The 16,869-nt window shown below is 65.4% G+C and carries 14 protein-coding genes; 5 read left to right on the top strand and 9 right to left on the bottom strand.

Annotation, left to right across the window (positions count from 1 at the left end; translation table 11 throughout):
* Positions 1-8: 8 nt before the first annotated feature.
* Positions 9-824 (top strand): ABC transporter ATP-binding protein, encoded by an 816-nt coding sequence (locus tag MUG94_RS06855; RefSeq protein ID WP_227908826.1) that lies wholly within the window; start codon positions 9-11, stop codon positions 822-824.
* Between the two features lie 399 nt (positions 825-1,223).
* On the opposite strand, the gene MUG94_RS06850 is transcribed toward MUG94_RS06855, so the two are convergent.
* The 4 genes from MUG94_RS06850 to MUG94_RS06835 form a co-directional block, all read right to left on the bottom strand.
* Positions 1,224-1,979: a thymidine kinase gene (locus tag MUG94_RS06850; RefSeq protein WP_227889427.1), complete on the bottom strand. Its 756-nt coding sequence runs from the start codon at positions 1,977-1,979 to the stop codon at positions 1,224-1,226.
* Between the two features lie 2 nt (positions 1,980-1,981).
* Positions 1,982-3,217: an alkaline phosphatase family protein gene (locus tag MUG94_RS06845; protein ID WP_227908827.1), complete on the bottom strand. Its 1,236-nt coding sequence runs from the start codon at positions 3,215-3,217 to the stop codon at positions 1,982-1,984.
* 6 nt (positions 3,218-3,223) lie between these two features.
* Entirely contained in the window at positions 3,224-3,895 is a 672-nt protein-coding gene (locus MUG94_RS06840) for a DUF5998 family protein (protein WP_227889425.1), read from the bottom strand.
* Positions 3,896-3,989: 94 nt separating this feature from the next.
* Positions 3,990-6,686, bottom strand: coding sequence for a bifunctional acetate--CoA ligase family protein/GNAT family N-acetyltransferase (locus MUG94_RS06835; RefSeq protein ID WP_227908828.1), 2,697 nt, complete (start codon positions 6,684-6,686; stop codon positions 3,990-3,992).
* 114 nt (positions 6,687-6,800) lie between these two features.
* Here MUG94_RS06835 and MUG94_RS06830 point away from each other — a divergent pair, with 114 nt between their 5' ends.
* A complete protein-coding gene (locus MUG94_RS06830) occupies positions 6,801-9,326 on the top strand; it encodes a DNA gyrase/topoisomerase IV subunit A (RefSeq protein ID WP_227889423.1) in 2,526 nt (841 codons plus the stop codon).
* A gap of 403 nt (positions 9,327-9,729) precedes the next feature.
* Here MUG94_RS06830 and MUG94_RS06825 read toward each other — a convergent pair whose 3' ends face one another.
* From MUG94_RS06825 to MUG94_RS06810, 4 genes are all read right to left on the bottom strand, one after another.
* The gene (locus MUG94_RS06825; protein ID WP_227908830.1) at positions 9,730-12,150 is read right to left on the bottom strand and encodes a heavy metal translocating P-type ATPase; all 2,421 of its coding nucleotides are present in this window, start codon (positions 12,148-12,150) and stop codon (positions 9,730-9,732) included.
* Positions 12,151-12,229: 79 nt separating this feature from the next.
* On the bottom strand, positions 12,230-12,451 hold the full coding sequence (locus MUG94_RS06820; RefSeq protein ID WP_104054630.1) for a heavy-metal-associated domain-containing protein: 222 nt from the start codon (positions 12,449-12,451) through the stop codon (positions 12,230-12,232).
* Between the two features lie 59 nt (positions 12,452-12,510).
* Positions 12,511-12,861: a metal-sensitive transcriptional regulator gene (locus MUG94_RS06815; protein WP_227908832.1), complete on the bottom strand. Its 351-nt coding sequence runs from the start codon at positions 12,859-12,861 to the stop codon at positions 12,511-12,513.
* Between the two features lie 119 nt (positions 12,862-12,980).
* Positions 12,981-13,382 carry a VOC family protein gene (locus MUG94_RS06810; RefSeq protein ID WP_227908833.1) on the bottom strand — a complete coding sequence of 134 codons (402 nt, stop codon included), beginning with the start codon at positions 13,380-13,382 and terminating at the stop codon, positions 12,981-12,983.
* A gap of 34 nt (positions 13,383-13,416) precedes the next feature.
* Between MUG94_RS06810 and MUG94_RS06805 the strand changes: the two genes are divergently transcribed.
* Positions 13,417-14,505 (top strand): hypothetical protein, encoded by a 1,089-nt coding sequence (locus MUG94_RS06805; RefSeq protein ID WP_227908835.1) that lies wholly within the window; start codon positions 13,417-13,419, stop codon positions 14,503-14,505.
* A 9-nt stretch (positions 14,506-14,514) separates the two neighbouring features.
* Positions 14,515-15,000, top strand: coding sequence for an SRPBCC domain-containing protein (locus MUG94_RS06800; RefSeq protein WP_227908838.1), 486 nt, complete (start codon positions 14,515-14,517; stop codon positions 14,998-15,000).
* Positions 15,001-15,039: 39 nt separating this feature from the next.
* Here the strand turns inward: MUG94_RS06800 and MUG94_RS06795 are convergent, their stop codons facing one another.
* A complete protein-coding gene (locus tag MUG94_RS06795) occupies positions 15,040-15,615 on the bottom strand; it encodes a TetR/AcrR family transcriptional regulator (RefSeq protein ID WP_227908839.1) in 576 nt (191 codons plus the stop codon).
* A gap of 151 nt (positions 15,616-15,766) precedes the next feature.
* Here MUG94_RS06795 and MUG94_RS06790 point away from each other — a divergent pair, with 151 nt between their 5' ends.
* On the top strand, positions 15,767-16,798 hold the full coding sequence (locus MUG94_RS06790) for an NAD(P)-dependent alcohol dehydrogenase (RefSeq protein ID WP_227908841.1): 1,032 nt from the start codon (positions 15,767-15,769) through the stop codon (positions 16,796-16,798).
* The last annotated feature ends 71 nt before the right edge of the window (positions 16,799-16,869 follow it).

Genomic DNA, 16,869 nt, shown 5'->3' with positions numbered 1-16,869 from the left:
GGACACTGATGCTTGAAGTAAGAAATCTGCAGAAGACCTACCGAACCGCTGATTCCTCTTTTGAAGCGCTTCGTGATGTCGATTTCTCCGTTGGCCAAGGTGAATTTGTTTGCCTGGTCGGACCGTCCGGCAGCGGCAAGACAACTCTGCTCAAATGCATGGCAGGACTTCTGAAGCCGACGAAGGGCACAGTCCATGTGTCTGGAAAGCCGGTCTCGGGTCCACCGGAGGGCCTCGCCGTGGTCTTCCAAGAGTACGGGCGCAGCCTGTTTCCGTGGATGCGGGTCGACCAGAATGTCGAACTGCCGTTGACCGAACAGAAAGTTGCCAAGACCGAGCGAAAGGCGCGGGTAGCGGAAGCCCTGGCCCTTGTTGGGCTCGACAAGTCCGGTCGATCTTATCCTTGGCAACTCTCCGGAGGGATGCAGCAGCGCGTGGCCATAGCGAGAGCCATCGCCTATAAGCCGGATGTGCTGCTGATGGATGAACCGTTCGCTGCGGTGGATGCGCAGACGCGCGCGGACCTTGAGGATTTGGTGAGGCAAATATGGCGTGATCTCGGCATCACGACGCTCTTTGTTACCCACGACATCGACGAGGCAGTTTACCTTTCTGAGCGGGTCATAGTGCTCTCTTCGACGCCCACTATCGTTCAAAAGGAAATGATTATCGATCTTCCCGACGACCGGGATCAGCTATCGACTCGGGCTCTGCCGCGATTCGCGCAATTGCGGCATGATCTCTATGCGGAGATTCAGAAGGCCAAACATCACTCGGCACTCTCGGTGACGGCGTCGATCCCGGCCACCGCTCCCGAAGCATAGGATCGCGGGCCGGGGACGCCAGACGCACGGTGCCGTCGAACGGCTTTCGCCGCCGTGCCCGCAAGGTGACCTTGTCTCCGCTCAACATGCAAGCGAGCCCAGCGTTGCGGGTTGGGCTCTGGCGATTGGGCGCATTGTTTCGCTCCTATCGGCGCAAGCCGGCGTTCTGCCGCCATCTCCCGGCCAGAATCCTGGCGCCCGGGCGACGACGCTGCAGATCGATGACCGCTTTGCGGTCGAGCTGTCCCGGATCGCGGCACAGCACGATGCAGGCCCAGCCGACGGCACTGCACCCACCAAAGAGCAACTGATCTCCGCCATCACGGCGCTTCACGATTTGGCCCGCGTTTCCACCGACATACAGGGCCAGGCGGCGCGGGCCGCACATGCTGCCGAGCGTCAGGGAAAACGCGGATGCACGGCGCAGACGTCCAGATCCGCCGGTGCCTCGGCTGCCACTTCGGAAATGGCCTGGGCCTTGTGGGCCGTGACCCGGCGCATGTAATGCCGCCGGCACAGCGTCTCATAACCGACCACCGGCGCAGTTTTCACCGCATCGGCGGCGAAGAGCGGTTCCTCCGTGACGGACTCGGCGGCCCCGGGCGTTCCTGCCGCCGGAGCATGCTTGCCCACGTCGCCAACAACCACCTGATCACCTTCGACCACCATGACCCCGTCCACGGTCCGGGCATTGTGGGTGGCGCGGCGTCCGCACCAGCACAGGGCGCGCACCTGCAGCACTTCCATCCGGTCCGCCAGCTCGATCAGGCGCTGGGAGCCGGGGAAAAGCCGGGTTCGGAAATCCGAGGTGATGCCGAAGGCAAAGACATCCACGCACAACTCATCCACCACCCGTGCCAGCTGCTCCACCTGATCGGCAGAGTAAAACTGCGCTTCGTCGCAAATGAGGTAGTCCACTGTTGATCCGGACCGGCGGCGGTCCGTGACTTCGGTCCAAAAGTCGGTGGAATCAGTGACTTCAACCGCCGGTGTGCGAAGGCCCAGACGGGAGGAAATCATCGATTCCCCCGCCCGGTCGTTGCGGCTGAAGAGGATTCCACCGCGGCCGCGGGCACTGTGGTTGTAGTCCATTTGCAACGCCAGCGTGGATTTGCCGCAGTCCATGGTCCCGGAAAAGAAAACAAGCTCGGCCACGGTTACTTCTTTCTCCCGCCGGCCTGTGCCCCGGGATTGCGCTTCATGGCCGGTGCAGCGAGCTGCAGCAGCGGAACTTCCCGCTCCGCGCGGGTCAGGGAGCCGTGCTGGCCCACCACTTCCAAGGACGAGGACTTCATCCGCCGAAGGTCGTACAGCGCGATCGGCTCGCGGGCCAACACCAGCACGTCCCCGATGCGCGGCAGTACCTCCGGTGAAACAACCGCGCCGAAATAGCCTGCGTTGACGGCTTCCTCCCGCGTGGCGATCCAGATTTTCTTGCCATAGGCGCGCCGCCAGGAGTCCATCAGGCTCTCCCGGTCCTGCTCGCCGGTGCCGGGCTCGAGATACAGGTGCACCATGCGGGGTTCGCCTGCGGTGTGCCGCACTCCGGCAGTCAGCGAGGGGTCGGCCGAGAAGTCATAGCGGTGCTCCGGCGCGATGTCCACCATGCCGTGGTCCGCCGTAAGCAGCAGCAGCGTGTCAGCCGGAAGCCGGGCGGCCAGCAGCTTCAGCGCGCTGTCCAGCTCCTCAAGCTGGAAGCCCCACTGCTGGGACTGCGAACCGTGCTTGTGACCGGCCTTGTCCAGCTCGTTCCAGTACAGGTACATCAGCATCCGCGGAGCTGCGGCCAGGGCCTGGGCCGCAGCCGCCACCCGGGCATGGACGCCGGTGGCGCCGATGAACTCGCCTCCGCGCAGGGCGGCCCGGGTCATGGCCGAGTCCGCGAAGCGGGGCAGGCTTACTGAGGCCACCGGGATGTGTTCGGCTGCGCGTTCCAGGACCGTGGGGCAGGGCTGCCAGCGCTGAGGGTCCACGCCGGCATCCCAGTTGCCGAGCATGTTGACGACTTTGTCCTGTTCGGGATCCAGTACGTCATAGCCCACCATGCCGTGTTCACCCGGGGGGCGCCCTGTCCCCAGCGAGGCCAGGGACGCCGCCGTCGTGGTGGGGAAAGCGGCGGTCAGGACCCGCGCCGAAGGCACGAAGCCGCGCAGGAACGGTGCGTGGCCGCCGCGCTGCTTGAGCAGGGACCAGCCGAGGCCGTCCACCATGACCACGCACACGCGCCTGGCGGCCGGCAGGTTCAGGGTGTTCTCGAAACCGGGAACGCCAAGGACAGCGGCCGAGCTGGTGAGGACGTCTGCAACACTGCTGCGTCCGTAGCCGGGGGCCGGCGGCAGCGGGTCAGCGGACGGACGTTCGGAGGCGGATCCTGTTCCGGAGGAGGAGTTCATAACCCCTTACCGCTGGTGGTGGCTGCGGTTGAACCGGCTGCCGATGCCCGCAACGCGCTGGCGGGCATCTCCGGGTTCCATGGCCCGCGCGTTAACGGTGTCCGTGTTGACCTTGCGCAGCGCACGGGCGAAGTCCTTGGCGTTCTGCACGGCTTGGGCGCCGTCTGCCTCTGCACTGACCCGGAGCACAATGTCCTCCTGGGCGATGGTGCCGGTGTAGCCGTGGTCGGCGTCGCACTGCGGATCCGCGCAGCCTGCCGGACCCATGTCCAGGCGCTGGCCGCCGGACCAGGCGATGGCCAGGGTCAGTTCGCGGGCCTGGTCGGAGGGCTTGTAGTCCTGCGGCTGGGCATACATGTATCCCAGGACCACCGAACGGATTTGGGTGACGGGAACGGATTCCGTGGAAACCTGGGCCATCATCTGCTCGCCGGCGTCGTCCAGCTGCTGGTCATCCACATGGGTGATCACCAGCATGTCCTCGGTCAGCACGAGCACGGTGATGTGCCGGTGCACCTCTGTGCGCTCGAAGTGCGTTTCCAAATGAATCAGGTGGGACAACGGTTCACGGCCGTCCAGGGCATCGTGAACTACGTCGGCCAGGAGGGTGGGGTAAAAGCCTGCCCGCTCCATGGAAGCGTCGAGGCTGCGGCGTTCAGCGGAAAGTAACGGCGACATGCATCCAGTTTCCCCCAGAGAGAGCCCCAGTACCTAAATGGCGCGCGGGAGCATACCCAAGTGAGTCCTGGATCGCTCTGCCGCCTCAGTAGAGCTAGTCCCGCATCGCCCTCCGGGCGCTGTCGGTCCGCTGCTGCGGATTGCCGAGCCGGACGTCCGCGCTGAGCACAGTCACCCCTGCGGTGGAGACCAGGACAGGATTGATTTCCAGCAGCGCAATTTCCGGATGCTCATCCTTGAGAAGCGCGAGCCGGGAAATCAGGTCCTCGAGGGCAGCGACGTTGGCCTTGGGCAGTCCCTGGTAACCGAAAAGCTTGCCGGAAGCACGCGGGGCGCGCACCAGGTCCGCAACGTCATTGTCCGTCAGCGGCGGAATCCCGTGGGCCCAGTCATCCAGCAGATTGACTGCGTCTCCGGCCAGGCCGAAGGACAGCACCGGACCCAGCAAAGGGTCTTCGATGGCCCGTACGGTGCAGCCCTGTCCCGACGGCGCCATGCTCTGCACCTCGAGTTCAAAGCTGCCGTAGGGCTCCAGGGACTGCTTCATCTGCGCAATATTGGACCGGAGCTCCTCCGGACTGGAGATGTTCAGCCGCACCCCGCCCAGGTCGAGCCGGTGGCGCAGATGTTCGTCCATGGTCTTAATGACCACCGGCCAGCCCAGGGAGTCCGCTGCCGCCACGGCCTCCTCCGCGGTGTTGAACGGAACCGACGGCAGCAGCTGCACGCCGTAGAAGTCCAACAGCTGCGTGGTTTCCTCGGAGGACAGCCGCATCAGCCCGTCACCGGAGACCCGGGCCAGGAGCTTTTCCACAAAGGCGTGGGCACCGTCGGGATCCACCCCGGCCGGCTCGACAAAGTGGCCGTGGTCGCGGGCGGCCCATTCGGTGTACCGGACCAGGGAGGCGAGCGCCGAAACGGCGGCCCCCGGGCTGGAGAAGCACGGCAGTCCGGACTGCCGTCCGTCCTCCTCCCTGCCCCCTTGGGTCAGGAGTCCCTCCACATGCGCCGAGGGATCCATGATCCCGGTGAAGGCGGCGACAACGGGTTTCCCGGTCTCGGCCACGCACTCCTGCAGGCACGCCGCGATTTTCTCCATCGTCAGCCCGGGCGACGGCAGCAGGGTCACGACGCCGGCGTGCACACCGTCGTCGGCGAGCGCCTTGGTGATGGTGGCGCGGAGCAGCGGCAGGGCGACGCTCATGCCGGTATCCAGCGACAGATCGGTCTGCAGGCTGGCCACCTCCAGATCCAGGCCGACGGCGGCGTCCGCCACCACCCGGCCCAGGGCGCCGGAATTGCTGAAGACAGCCAGGGCCCGGCCGGCGGGCAGCGGCTGGCTGACGGCAATCTGGGCTACATCCATGAGCTGCTCGTTGGTGTTCACCCGGATGACGCCTGACTGCCGCAGCATGGCGTCCAGCGCTCCGGCCGGTGCCTGCGTGGTCCGCACGGCGTGGCCCGGCGGCAGCTGCAGTCCGGTGACGTCGGACTTGGCGACGATCACGGGTTTGGAAGTGGCCAGGCGGCGGGCGATGCGGGAAAACTTTCGGGGATTGCCGACCGACTCCAGGTACATCCCCACCACCCGCGTGTCCGTGTCGTCTTCCCAGTACTGCATGGCGTCGTTGCCGGACACATCGGCCCGGTTCCCGGCGGAAATGGTGGAGGACAGGCCCAGGCTGCGCCGCTGGGCCGCCGCGTAGAGGAGAACACCGATGCCCGGGGACTGGCTGAACAGGCCCAGCCCGCCGGCTTCGGGCATGGACGGGGCCATCGAGGCGTTCAGGCTGACGCCGGGGCGGGTGTTGATCAAGCCCAGCGACGCCGGGCCCACCACGCGCATGCCGTTGGCGCGGGCGTGCCGCACGAGGCGCCGCTGCCGGGCGAGGCCGCGTTCGCCGTCGTCCGCGAAGCCCGCGGTGGCCACCAGCAGTCCCTTGACCCCGGCGCGCCCGCACTCCTCCACCACCGACTGCACCTGGTCGTAGGGAACGGCGATGATGGCCAGCTGGACGGGTTCGGGCACGTCCCCGATCCGGGCGTAGGACACCATTCCGGCCAGCTCGAAGGCCTCCGGGTTCACGGCGTACACGGATCCTGTGAAGCCGCCCTCGATGATGTGTTCCAGCAGCTGGTAGCCCACGGTGCCCCACTCGCGGCTGGCACCGATCACGGCAACGGACGACGGCGAGAGCAGGTCCGCCACGCTGCGGGCCTCGGCGCGGTGTTCGCGGGATTCCATGACGGCCCGGGATTTGTCAGTGGGGTCGATGTTGAAGTCCAGGGCGATCACCCCGTCGTCGAAGTGGCGGCGGACCTCGTAGCCGGCATCAGCAAAGACACCGATCATTTTCCGGTTCTCGGGAAGCACTTCGGCGGAGAAGCGGCGGATGCCGTTTTCCCGTGCCGCGGCAGCCAGGTGCTCCAGCAGGATCGACCCGAGCCCGCGGCCCTGGTGTCCGTCGGCGATGTTGAACGCCACTTCCGCTTCGGTGGGGTCATCCAGGCGGTCGTAGCGGCCGATCCCGATGATCTCCGAGCCGATGGTGATGACAAAGGCCACGCGGTCCTTGTAGTCCACGTTGGTGAACCGGGCCAGCTCCTTGTTGCTGAGCTTGGCCTTGTAGGTGAAGAAGCGCAGGTAGATGGAGCTTTGGGACTGGCGCATGTGGAACTCCTGCAGCGCCTGGGCGTCCCCGGGTGTCACGGGTCTCAAATGCCCGGTTCCCCCGTCCCGCAACACCACGTCAGCTTCCCAATATTCGGGGTAATGTCCCTGCTCCGCCATAGACTCAGAGTAGTGGGAAATTTTCTCCACTGTCTGCAGGACGCTTCGGCCGCCGCGCCGGATCCCCCTGCACACCCATATAGTCCCCTACCAATGCAAGGACCCGACAACAGCATGGCCCGGCGCCAAACCGTCTCCAAAACAGCACCCGGCGAGAAAATCGCCGAGAACATCATCGACATTGATGTCACCACCGAGATGGAAGGTTCCTTCCTCGAGTACGCGTACTCGGTGATCTACTCCCGCGCCCTTCCCGACGCCCGTGACGGCCTCAAGCCCGTCCAGCGGCGCATCCTGTACATGATGGCGGACATGGGCCTGCGGCCGGACCGCGGCCATGTGAAGTCCGCGCGCGTGGTGGGCGAGGTCATGGGCAAGCTCCACCCGCACGGCGACTCCGCCATTTACGATGCGATGGTCCGCATGGCCCAGGACTGGGCGCTGCGGCTGCCCCTGATCGACGGGCACGGGAACTTCGGCTCGCTCGACGACGGCCCCGCCGCCGCCCGGTACACCGAGGCCCGGCTGGCCGCTCCGGCGCTGACGCTGACGGATCACCTGGATGAAGACGTGGTGGACTTTGTCCCCAACTACGACAACCAGCTGATGCAGCCTGAGGTGCTTCCGGCCGCCTTCCCCAACCTGCTGGTCAACGGGACCACAGGCATCGCCGTCGGCATGGCCACCAACATGGCCCCGCACAACCTGGGTGAAGTCATTGCCGCCACCCAGCACCTGATCGCCAACCCCGAGGCCACGCTGGATGAGCTGATGCGGTTCATCCCCGGCCCGGATCTGCCCAGCGGCGGGCGGATTGTGGGCCTGGACGGGATCCGCGACGCCTACGCGTCCGGCCGCGGGTCCTTCAAGACCCGCGCCAAGGTGGAGGTGGAGCAGCTCAATGCCCGCCGCACCGGACTGGTGATCACCGAGCTGCCGTACATGGTGGGCCCGGAGAAAGTCATCGAGAAGATCAAGGACGCGGTCACCTCCAAGAAGCTGCAGGGCATCTCGGACGTGGTGGACCTGACGGACCGCAGCCACGGACTGCGCCTGGTCATCGAGCTCAAGAACGGCTTCAATCCCAACGCCGTCCTGGCCCAGCTCTACCGGTACACGCCCATGGAGGATTCCTTCGGCATCAACAACGTCACCCTGGTGGACGGGCAGCCCCGGACCCTGGGGCTGGTGGAGCTGCTGCAGGTCTACGTGGCGCACCGCCTCGGCGTCGTCCGCCGCCGCACGGCGTTCCGGCTGCGCAAGAAGCAGGACCGGCTGCACCTGGTCGAGGGCCTGCTCATCGCAATCGTGGACATTGACGAGGTCATCCAGATCATCCGCTCCTCGGATGAGACGGCGCAGGCCCGCGAACGGCTGATGGCCATCTATGACCTGACGGAGATCCAGGCCAACCACATCCTGGAACTGCGGCTGCGCCAGCTCACCAAGTACTCCCGCATCGAGCTGGAGAAGGAAAAGGACGAGCTGGAACTGGCGATCAAGGAACTGCAGGCGATCCTCGATTCCGAGCAGCGGCTGCGGTCCCTGGTTTCCGATGAACTCGGCGAAGTGGCTGCCAAGTACGCCACTCCGCGGCGGACGGTGCTGCTGGAATCCGAGGCTGCATCACCGCTCAAGGGTGTTGCCGCCGCTCCCGCCGTCACCGGCAAGGGGGCCAAAGCGGCACTGCCGCTGGAAATTGCCGACGATCCCTGCTGGGTCATCCTCACCAGTTCCGGCCAGCTGGCCCGCACCTCCAATCAGGAGCCGCTCACCGAGGCAGGCCAGCGGGTGCGTCACGATGTGTTCCGCTCGGTGGTGAAGACCACGGCGCGCGGCGAGATCGGGGCGGTGACGTCGTCGGGCCGGATGGTCCGTGTCCAGGTCCTCGACATGCCGGCTCTGCCGCCCACATCGGGCCTGCCGAACATGGCCGGCGGGGTTCCGGTGAAGGACTTCATGACGCTGGCCAAGGGCGAAAAGCTGATCGGCCTGGTGCCGCTGAACGAGATCATTGCGCTGGGCACCCGGAACGGCATCGTGAAACGGGTCAACCCCGAGTACCCGCTGAACCGGGACGACTGGGAAGCCATCACGCTCAAGCCCAAGGATGAAGTGGTGGGCCTGGGCGTGGCGCAGCAGGACACCGACGAGCTGGTGTTTATTACCGAACAGGCACAGCTGCTGCGCTTCAGCGCCTCGCTGGTTCGTCCGCAGGGACGCACCGCCGGCGGTGTTGCCGGGATCAAGCTCGGCGCCGATGACCATGTGCTGTTCTTCGGCGTGGTGGCGCAGAATGATCCGGCCGCCGTCGTCGTCACTGTGTCCACGGGCAGCGAGACGCTGCCCGGAACGCCGGGCGGATCGGTGAAGGTGACCGAGTTTGCCGAGTACCCCGTGAAGGGCCGCGCCACCGGCGGCGTGCGCGCGCACCGGTTCCTGAAGGGCGAGGATGCGCTGGTGGTGGCGTGGGCCGGGCACGGTCCGGCGAAGGCTGCCGCCGCCAACGGCGTGGCACGGGCGCTGCCCACTGAGCACGGACGGCGGGACGGCTCCGGCATTCCGCTGACCAGCCAGGTGGACCAAGTGGGACCGAGCAACACACCGGTTGAACCGGGTGAGGATCCGGCCGCGGGCTGACGCGGCGTGCGAAAGGCCGGGCGGTCTGTGGACCGTCCGGCCTTTCCTGTCTCCTGAGGCTTATGCGTATGCAGCGCAGAGTCTCTCGTGCAGATGACGGCAAAGCCCGTTATCTGCACGAAGATTGCTGGCGGAGTCAACCGGTGCGCACATTTGGCGACTTCGCTCCACCCGCAGGCCATCTGGTGTGCACTTCTGGCGGGCTGGAGCGCCCGTATCCCGCCAAAGCTGCACACAGGATCTCCGGCACAACCCGGCATCCCGCCAGAGCTGCACACAGAATCCGTACCGCGCGCGCTGACCCGTTAGGCTCACCCGCCAGGACCCGATAAACACTGCACCTGCCGTCCCGAGGAAGCCGGCAGGTGCTGTGTTTTATCGGGATGAGTTGTTGACGCGGCGCTTATGCATGCTGCTTGCCGAAGTTGCGCAGCCTCAGCGAGTTGCCCACCACGAGCACGGAGCTGGCGGCCATGGCTGCACCGGCAATCATTGGGTTCAGCAGACCCAGGGCGGCCACCGGAATGCCGACGGCGTTGTAGAAAAAGGCCCAGAAGAGGTTGGTCTTGATGGTGCCCAGCGTGCGCCGGGAGAGTTCGATGGCGGTGGCCACCTGGCCCAGATCGTTGCCCATTACGGTCAGGTCCGCCGCTTCAATGGCGACGTCGGTGCCGGAGCCCATCGCGATGCCCAGGTCCGCCTGTGCCAGTGCCGGAGCATCATTCACGCCGTCACCGGCCATCGCCACGGTGGCACCTTCGGCCTGGAACCGCTTGATGGCCTCCACCTTGCCCTCGGGCCGGACATCGGCCAGCACATCTTCCGGCTCAATGCCGACGGCGCCAGCCACCCGGGCAGCCACCACGGCATTGTCTCCGGTAAGCAGCACGGGCCGCAGTCCCAGAGCCCGCAACCGCGCAACGGCGGCCACAGAGCCGGGCTTGATGTTGTCCCGCAGGCTGATGATGCCGGCGGCGCGGCCGTCAACGGCCACCAGGACGGCAGTGGATCCGGCTTCCTGCTCGGCCCGCAGCCCCGTCCGGGCATCCTCAGACAGGACCACGCCGTTCTCCTCCAGCCAGCCGGGGCGCCCGGCGACGACGGCACGGCCGTTCACGGTTCCGCGGACGCCACCGCCGGGAGCGGAGTCGAACCCGGTGACCGGGGCCAGAGCTCCGCCGGCTGTTGCGTTCCGGCCTGCCGTGTCCAGGCCCAAAACGTCCTGGGCGGCGGCAGCGATGGCTACTGCGACGGGGTGCTCCCCCGCAGCCTCCACGGAGCCGGCCAACTGCAGCAGCTCCGCCTCATCAAGGGTCCCTTCCAGGGCCAGGGTGCGCACCACCGAGAGCCGCCCGTCGGTCACAGTACCGGTCTTGTCCAGCACAATCGTGTCCACGGTGCGGGTATCTTCGAGCACCTGCGGGCCCTTGATCAAAATGCCCAGCTGGGCCCCGCGTCCGGTGCCCGTGAGCAGGCCGACAGGCGTGGCCAGACCCAGTGCGCACGGGCAGGCAATAACCAGGACAGCGACGGCGGCCGTAAACGCGGCCTGCGGGTCGCCGCTGAAGACCATCCACAGCACAAAGGTGAGCACTGCGACAGCTAAAACGATCGGAACGAAAACAGCACTGATCCGGTCCGCCAGGCGCGCAATCGGTGCCTTGCCGGACTGTGCATCGCTGACCAGGCGTCCCATCTGGGCCAGGGTGGTTTCGCTGCCCACCCTGGTGGCGGTAACCAGCAGCCGCCCGGAGGTGTTGACTGTGGCGCCGGTAACGGTATCCCCCAGACCCACTTCAACCGGAACGGATTCACCGGTGATCAGCGAGGCGTCCACAGCCGAGTGTCCGTCGGTGACGATGCCGTCAGTGGCGATCTTCTCGCCGGGGCGGACCACGATGACGTCACCCGCAACCAGGTCCTGCGCCGGTACCCGGGCCTCGGCACCGTCGCGCAGCACGGTGGCGTCTTTGGCACCCAGGCTCAGGAGTGCTTTCAGCGCATCACCGGCGCGGGCCTTGGCGTTGGCTTCCAGGTACCGCCCCAGCAGCAGGAAGGTGACGACGACGGCGGCAACTTCGAAGTAGAGGTTGGCGTGTCCGCCGTCGGCCATGCCCTGCATATCCGTCATGCCGGCGTGGGCCGTGAGCGACGGATCCGCCAGGAGGGTTCCCAGCGAGAAGAGGTAGGAAGCGATCACGCCCAGGGACACCAGCGTGTCCATGGTGGAGGCGAAGTGCCGCGCATTGATGGCTGCGGCCCGGTGGAAGGGCCACGCGGACCAGGTCACCACCGGCAGCGTCAGCAGGGCGGCGAACCAGCCCCAGTTGTTGAACTGCAGAGCCGGGATCATGGAAACCAGAAACACCGGAACTGTCAGCACGGCGGCCAGGATGAGCCGCGGCCGCAGGGCAGCGGCAGTTCCGCCGTGCGCCATGTGGTCCTCGCCCGAGTGCTCCATGCCGGAGTTGTCGTGGCCGGCATGCACGGATCCGGAGTGGTCGCCTGCTCCGGTGTGCCCGGCCCCGCCGTCGCGCGATCCGGCCTCCCGCGTTCCGCCGTTGGCCCGGGAAGATTCTGCGGGCCGCACCAGGTGTGCTTTGTAGCCGGCCGAATCCACGGCCTGCAGGATCTGCTCGTCGGTTACGCCGTCCGGGACGCTGACCCGGGCGGATTCCAGCGGAAGATTGACCGTAGCTTCGACGCCCTCGATTTTTCCGAGTTTCCGCTCCACCCTGCCGACGCAGGAGGCACACGTCATGCCCTCAACTTTAAGGTCGATGATCCGCGGGTTCGGCTGCCGGAGCAGGTTGTCGGTGCTCATGGGAGTGCTGTCCTTCCGGGAAGTGCTGTGCGGCGCGGATCGCGGGTCGCGCATCCGCTGCCGGGTGGATCCGGCGAGACTAGGCGGAGGGTTCCACGACGAGGTAGCCCGCCTCTGCCACTGCTTCACCGAGTTCAACAGGTGAAAGCGTCCGGCTGGAGGTAACGACGGCGGTCGAAATGCCGCCGGCGTTGAGATCAACGCTGACGTTGTCGACGCCGTCGATCGCTTCGAGTTCTTCAGTAACGGATGCGACGCAGTGGCCGCAGGTCATTCCGGAGATGTTCAGTGTGGTTTCCATGCGGTGGATCCTCTTTCCGTAAAGGGAGATATGTGGAACGTGCGGGCGGGCAGTGCGGCTCAGCGCAGGAGGCGGCCGATGGCGTCGGTGGCTTCCTGTACCTTGGCCTGAACCAGTTCCGGGTTGCCGGTGGCGTCCGCCTCGCGGGCGGCCCCCACCACGCAATGCGAAATGTGGTCCTGGACGAGGCCCAGGCTCACCGCATGCAGTGCCTTGTTGATGGCAGCAACCTGGGTGAGGATATCGATGCAGTACTTGTCTTCCTCCACCATGCGGGCAATTCCCCGCACCTGGCCCTCGATGCGCCGGAGCCGCTTGAGGTAGGCCACTTTGTCCGTGGCGTACCCGTGGGCGCCGGAATGGTCCTGCCCGGCGAGGCCACCCGGGGCCTGTTCATGGGTTGTGGTCATGTCCGCTCCTAGAATTCGATCTGTAACGAACATATACCCCCATAGGGTATGGCGTCAATTACCCCTGGGGGGTATTGAGAAATCGCGTCTCAGTACCTATGGGCACATGTTGCCGGGTGTCAAAGTGCCTGCTCCCGCTCGGCATCGCTGCGCAGGATGCAGAACTCATTGCCCTCCGGATCGGCGAGCACCACCCATCCCGTCCCATTGGCCATCCGCCGATCCGCAACTTCCCGGGCCCCCAGTGCCAGCAGTCGCTCAAGTTCCCGGTCCCGGGTGCCTTCGGCGGGCCTTAGGTCAAGGTGCACGCGGTTTTTGACCTGCTTGCCGTCCGGGACCTTGATGAACAGCAGGCGCTGGGAGCCGTCGTCGGAGGCGATCATGCACTCCTCGTCGCCGGGATGATTCGGGTCGTTGGGGTCGTCCGGATCGTCATGGAAACCGAGCACTCCGCACCAGAACACTGACTGGGCGAACGGGTCGAGACTGTCAAAGGACGTATGCGAGATCAGGGCGGTCATGGAGGCAGCGTAACGCTCGTGTAAGGATAAGCCGATGAACGCCAAGACCGAACCGCTCCTCGCCGGCCCCCGGGGCCGCCGTCTGTGCCTCGAGCTCGCGATGGAACTGAATTCGGGCGTCAGCGTGGCTGTGTCTCGGCTGGGGTACGAGCTCGATCCTGGAAAGGGAACCTCCCGGGTGCTGTTCGGCCTGATGACGCCTGAGGAAACCAACGACGACGACGCACGCCCGCCTGCCGTTGGCTCGTCCGGTGATCTGGCTGCCCGCCTTGCCTCCCTTGATCTGTCTGGCGTGACCGACGAGTCGGTTCAGCCGGCCCTTGAGCGCTCAGTGGGCACTGCCCGGTATTGGCAGCCTCCGGAGGGCGAGGATGTTCTGGCGTCGCTGCCGATCATCAGGGAAGCAATCGCTCCTCTTGCCGCCCGGGTGATGGCCACGCCCTCGATGCAGCGGAGCACGGAGGCCCGCCGGGTAGAGCAGTGGGCCATTGACTGGCGCGTCCCCGATGATCCGGCGCCGCTGGACCGGGATCCGCAGCAGAAATTGGCACAGTGGGGGCGGAACATACGTGCCGATGAGAGGCAGTGGAGGGCAAATGCCTACGGATTGGACTCGAACATGTCAGGTGACTGGTGGTCCATCCCTCCGGGGCTTGTCGGCACGGTCGGCAGGCTCCCCGCCGGACTGAACCTCATCGAGGATCCCCTGGGATGGGAGGACGCCACCACCATTCCGGTCCGCGGCGCCGGCAGGACATATGAAATACGAACCGGGGACGACTGGACAGCCCTATGCCGCAAATTCCCGCTGGAGGTGACGGCGTCCCGCCGCAACGTCTGGTTCCAGGTCACGGGACGGGACGGCCGATGGCTGATCCCTGACTGGGAGCGGGTAGCCGGGGAATGGGACGCCGTCCACCTGAGCGTCCTGGGATATCTCAGCACAGCGGGGCGGGTGCAACACATCGATGAAGAATGGGGTTCCCTGATCGCCGGCTGGGATCCGGACCGGACCATCTGGCTCACCGACGTCGCCCGGGAAATTGACGCCCCTCGGCAGCACTGGCACCGCGCACAGCCGGGCGACGCATGGACGCTGGTGCGCCGGGACGGCGTGAGTTAGGCTCCGGCCATGCCTCTGACCAGCCGATCGATCGATGCCGCGGCCGGTCGCGTCTCCGTGTGTTGGTCCCTGCCGGCTGCCTCGGACCGCGTTTGGTGGGGACTGACTTCTCCGGAAGCGCTTCCGCATTGGATAGGAACCGTGACCACCGGAGAAATGACTGTTGGAGCCGTGGTAACCATCCGGCACGCCGAGGACTATTCCTGCACCAGCGAGATTCTGGACTGCGGGCCGGAGGCATGGCTGGCCTTGACCTGGAAGTTCCCCGATGAACCCCTGTCGCAACTGCGCATCGAGTTGGCACAAGAGGGCGGCGCCACACAACTGGACTTAATTCATGAGGGGCTCGAAGACGAGGCCCCCGGCTATCTTTCCGGTTGGCAGACACATCTGTTCTACCTCGAACATCTGCTCCAGGGCCGCCCTCTGCCCATGGAGGAATTCTGGCAGGTGCATGAACGGCTGGACCGAAAGTACAGATCGAAACGGTTGTAGCGCTCCAGTGCGCCGCTGGTCCGCCCCGGCCGGCTCCAGCTACGTTGCCGGCGCGAAGGTTCTGTGGACGATTCTGGTTAATACGTCGCGTCGGCGTTCATGTTCAGCGGGTGCGTCGGCCGACGTCGCAGTGAACGTTGTGCTGGCAGGAGACCAGGTCATTGAGATTGCGATAACCGTAGTCAGCACCTCGAACGGGGTGAAGTACTTGTCGATATAGCCGGCCTTCTGGGCGTCCGCGATATTGGCGAGCTTGTCCGAATCGAGCCGGTCAGCGTCGGCGGTCAGGTGTCCGGCCGGACGCCGCTCCAGGCGGGCCCAGGTCGCCAGGCGGACCAGTTCGGGGTGCTCGAGATATTCGTTGTAAAGCCGCACCGCATATCCCGGAAGATCTTTTCCGTCTATCGGAACGGCATTGACGATGCCGTCAAGGGCTGCGCTGAAGACTCTTTCAAACAAGGCCTCCTTGCTGCCGTAGAACGCGTAGAGCTGGGCCTTGTTTGCCTGGGCGTTGGCCGCGATCCTGTCCACCCGGGCGCCGGCAATCCCGTATGCCGCGAACTCCTCGCTTGCGGCAGCGAGTAGGCGTTTGCGGGTAGCGTCTCCTGGCTTCATTCTTCCACCCTAACAAACTAGTTGGTTTGTCTTTTATCCGTACACGGCGTAGGGTCGCCGAATCAAGTAACTAACCAGTTTGTTTTTGAGGCTCTCCACGTACCTGCTCCCAAGCCCGCCAACAGCAGTTCCCACCGGAAAGAAGATTCCCATGCGGAAAACCACGGCACTCACCGCTACTGCAGCCAACCAGCCCCTGACAGTCGAGACCATTCAACGGCGGGAGCTCCGCAGCAACGACGTTGCCATCGATGTGACCTTCTGCGGGGTCTGTCACTCCGACCTCAACGAGATACACCGCCCCGGAAACAAGCCACTGGTGGCAGGCCACGAATTCGTCGGCACTGTCACGGAAACAGGACCGGACGTTACCAGGTTCCGTCTTGGGGATTCAGTTGCAGTCGGCAATATCGTGGATTCCTGCGGCAGTTGCACCATGTGCACCGCCGGCCAGGAGAACTACTGCGAGCAATTCCCCACTCTGACGTACGGCGGCACCGATCGGATTGACGGGTCCACAACCCAGGGCGGATTCGCTCGCGAATACATTGCCTCTGAAAAGTTCGTCTATCCGCTCCCCGAAAACCTCGACCCCGCTGGAGTCGCCCCGCTCATGTGCGCCGGGATCACGGTATGGGAACCCCTTGTCCGCTGGAACGCAGGACCAGGCATGACCGTAGGAATCGTTGGCCTCGGAGGCCTGGGGCACCTCGCCGTGAAGTTCGCCCACGCACTCGGCGCCCACGTCGTCCTGTTCACCACATCCCGGGAAAAAGCCTCCGGCGCCAAACAGCTGGGGGCCGACGAGGTTGTCGTATCGAAAGATTCAACCGCTATGCAGGCCCAGTCAAACCGCTTTGACCTCATTCTTGACACGGCCTCCGCTCCTCACGACCTCACCCCTTATCTCCGCGCCCTCGGACTTGACGGAACACTCTGCGCACTCGGCGCGCTCGGATCCATGGAGTTCGATCCATTGGCGTTGCTCATCGGCAGAAAGAGTATTGCCTCTGCCGGCAGCGGCGGGATCGCCGGGACACAGGCCATGCTCGATTTCTGCAGCCGCCATGGAATCACCGCAGATGTGGAAGTACTGCCGGCACGGGACATCAACACTGCCCTCGCCAGACTCGAACTCAATGACGTCCGGTTCCGCTTCGCCTTGGATATGAAGGAATTCTGAGCCCGGAACCCCGGCGCGGAGTGAACGGTGCACCGGGTACGCGTGAAGGCTGACCCGCGGCAGGTGCCGCA

This window comes from Arthrobacter gengyunqii (assembly GCF_023022985.1).
Lineage (GTDB): Bacteria > Actinomycetota > Actinomycetes > Actinomycetales > Micrococcaceae > Arthrobacter_B > Arthrobacter_B gengyunqii.
The sequence above is the reverse complement of the archived record's forward strand: the minus strand, read 5'-3'. Positions and strand labels throughout refer to the sequence as shown.

Coding starts and splice junctions, on each gene's coding strand:
- MUG94_RS06805 (WP_227908835.1), top strand. CDS start 13,417: ATGAACGCCAAGACCGAACCGCTCCTCGCCGGCCCCCGGGGCCGCCGT.
- MUG94_RS06830 (WP_227889423.1), top strand. CDS start 6,801: ATGGCCCGGCGCCAAACCGTCTCCAAAACAGCACCCGGCGAGAAAATC.
- MUG94_RS06800 (WP_227908838.1), top strand. CDS start 14,515: ATGCCTCTGACCAGCCGATCGATCGATGCCGCGGCCGGTCGCGTCTCC.
- MUG94_RS06835 (WP_227908828.1), bottom strand. CDS start 6,686: ATGGCGGAGCAGGGACATTACCCCGAATATTGGGAAGCTGACGTGGTG.
- MUG94_RS06820 (WP_104054630.1), bottom strand. CDS start 12,451: ATGGAAACCACACTGAACATCTCCGGAATGACCTGCGGCCACTGCGTC.
- MUG94_RS06855 (WP_227908826.1), top strand. CDS start 9: ATGCTTGAAGTAAGAAATCTGCAGAAGACCTACCGAACCGCTGATTCC.
- MUG94_RS06810 (WP_227908833.1), bottom strand. CDS start 13,382: ATGACCGCCCTGATCTCGCATACGTCCTTTGACAGTCTCGACCCGTTC.
- MUG94_RS06845 (WP_227908827.1), bottom strand. CDS start 3,217: ATGAACTCCTCCTCCGGAACAGGATCCGCCTCCGAACGTCCGTCCGCT.
- MUG94_RS06840 (WP_227889425.1), bottom strand. CDS start 3,895: ATGTCGCCGTTACTTTCCGCTGAACGCCGCAGCCTCGACGCTTCCATG.
- MUG94_RS06790 (WP_227908841.1), top strand. CDS start 15,767: ATGCGGAAAACCACGGCACTCACCGCTACTGCAGCCAACCAGCCCCTG.
- MUG94_RS06825 (WP_227908830.1), bottom strand. CDS start 12,150: ATGAGCACCGACAACCTGCTCCGGCAGCCGAACCCGCGGATCATCGAC.
- MUG94_RS06795 (WP_227908839.1), bottom strand. CDS start 15,615: ATGAAGCCAGGAGACGCTACCCGCAAACGCCTACTCGCTGCCGCAAGC.
- MUG94_RS06815 (WP_227908832.1), bottom strand. CDS start 12,861: ATGACCACAACCCATGAACAGGCCCCGGGTGGCCTCGCCGGGCAGGAC.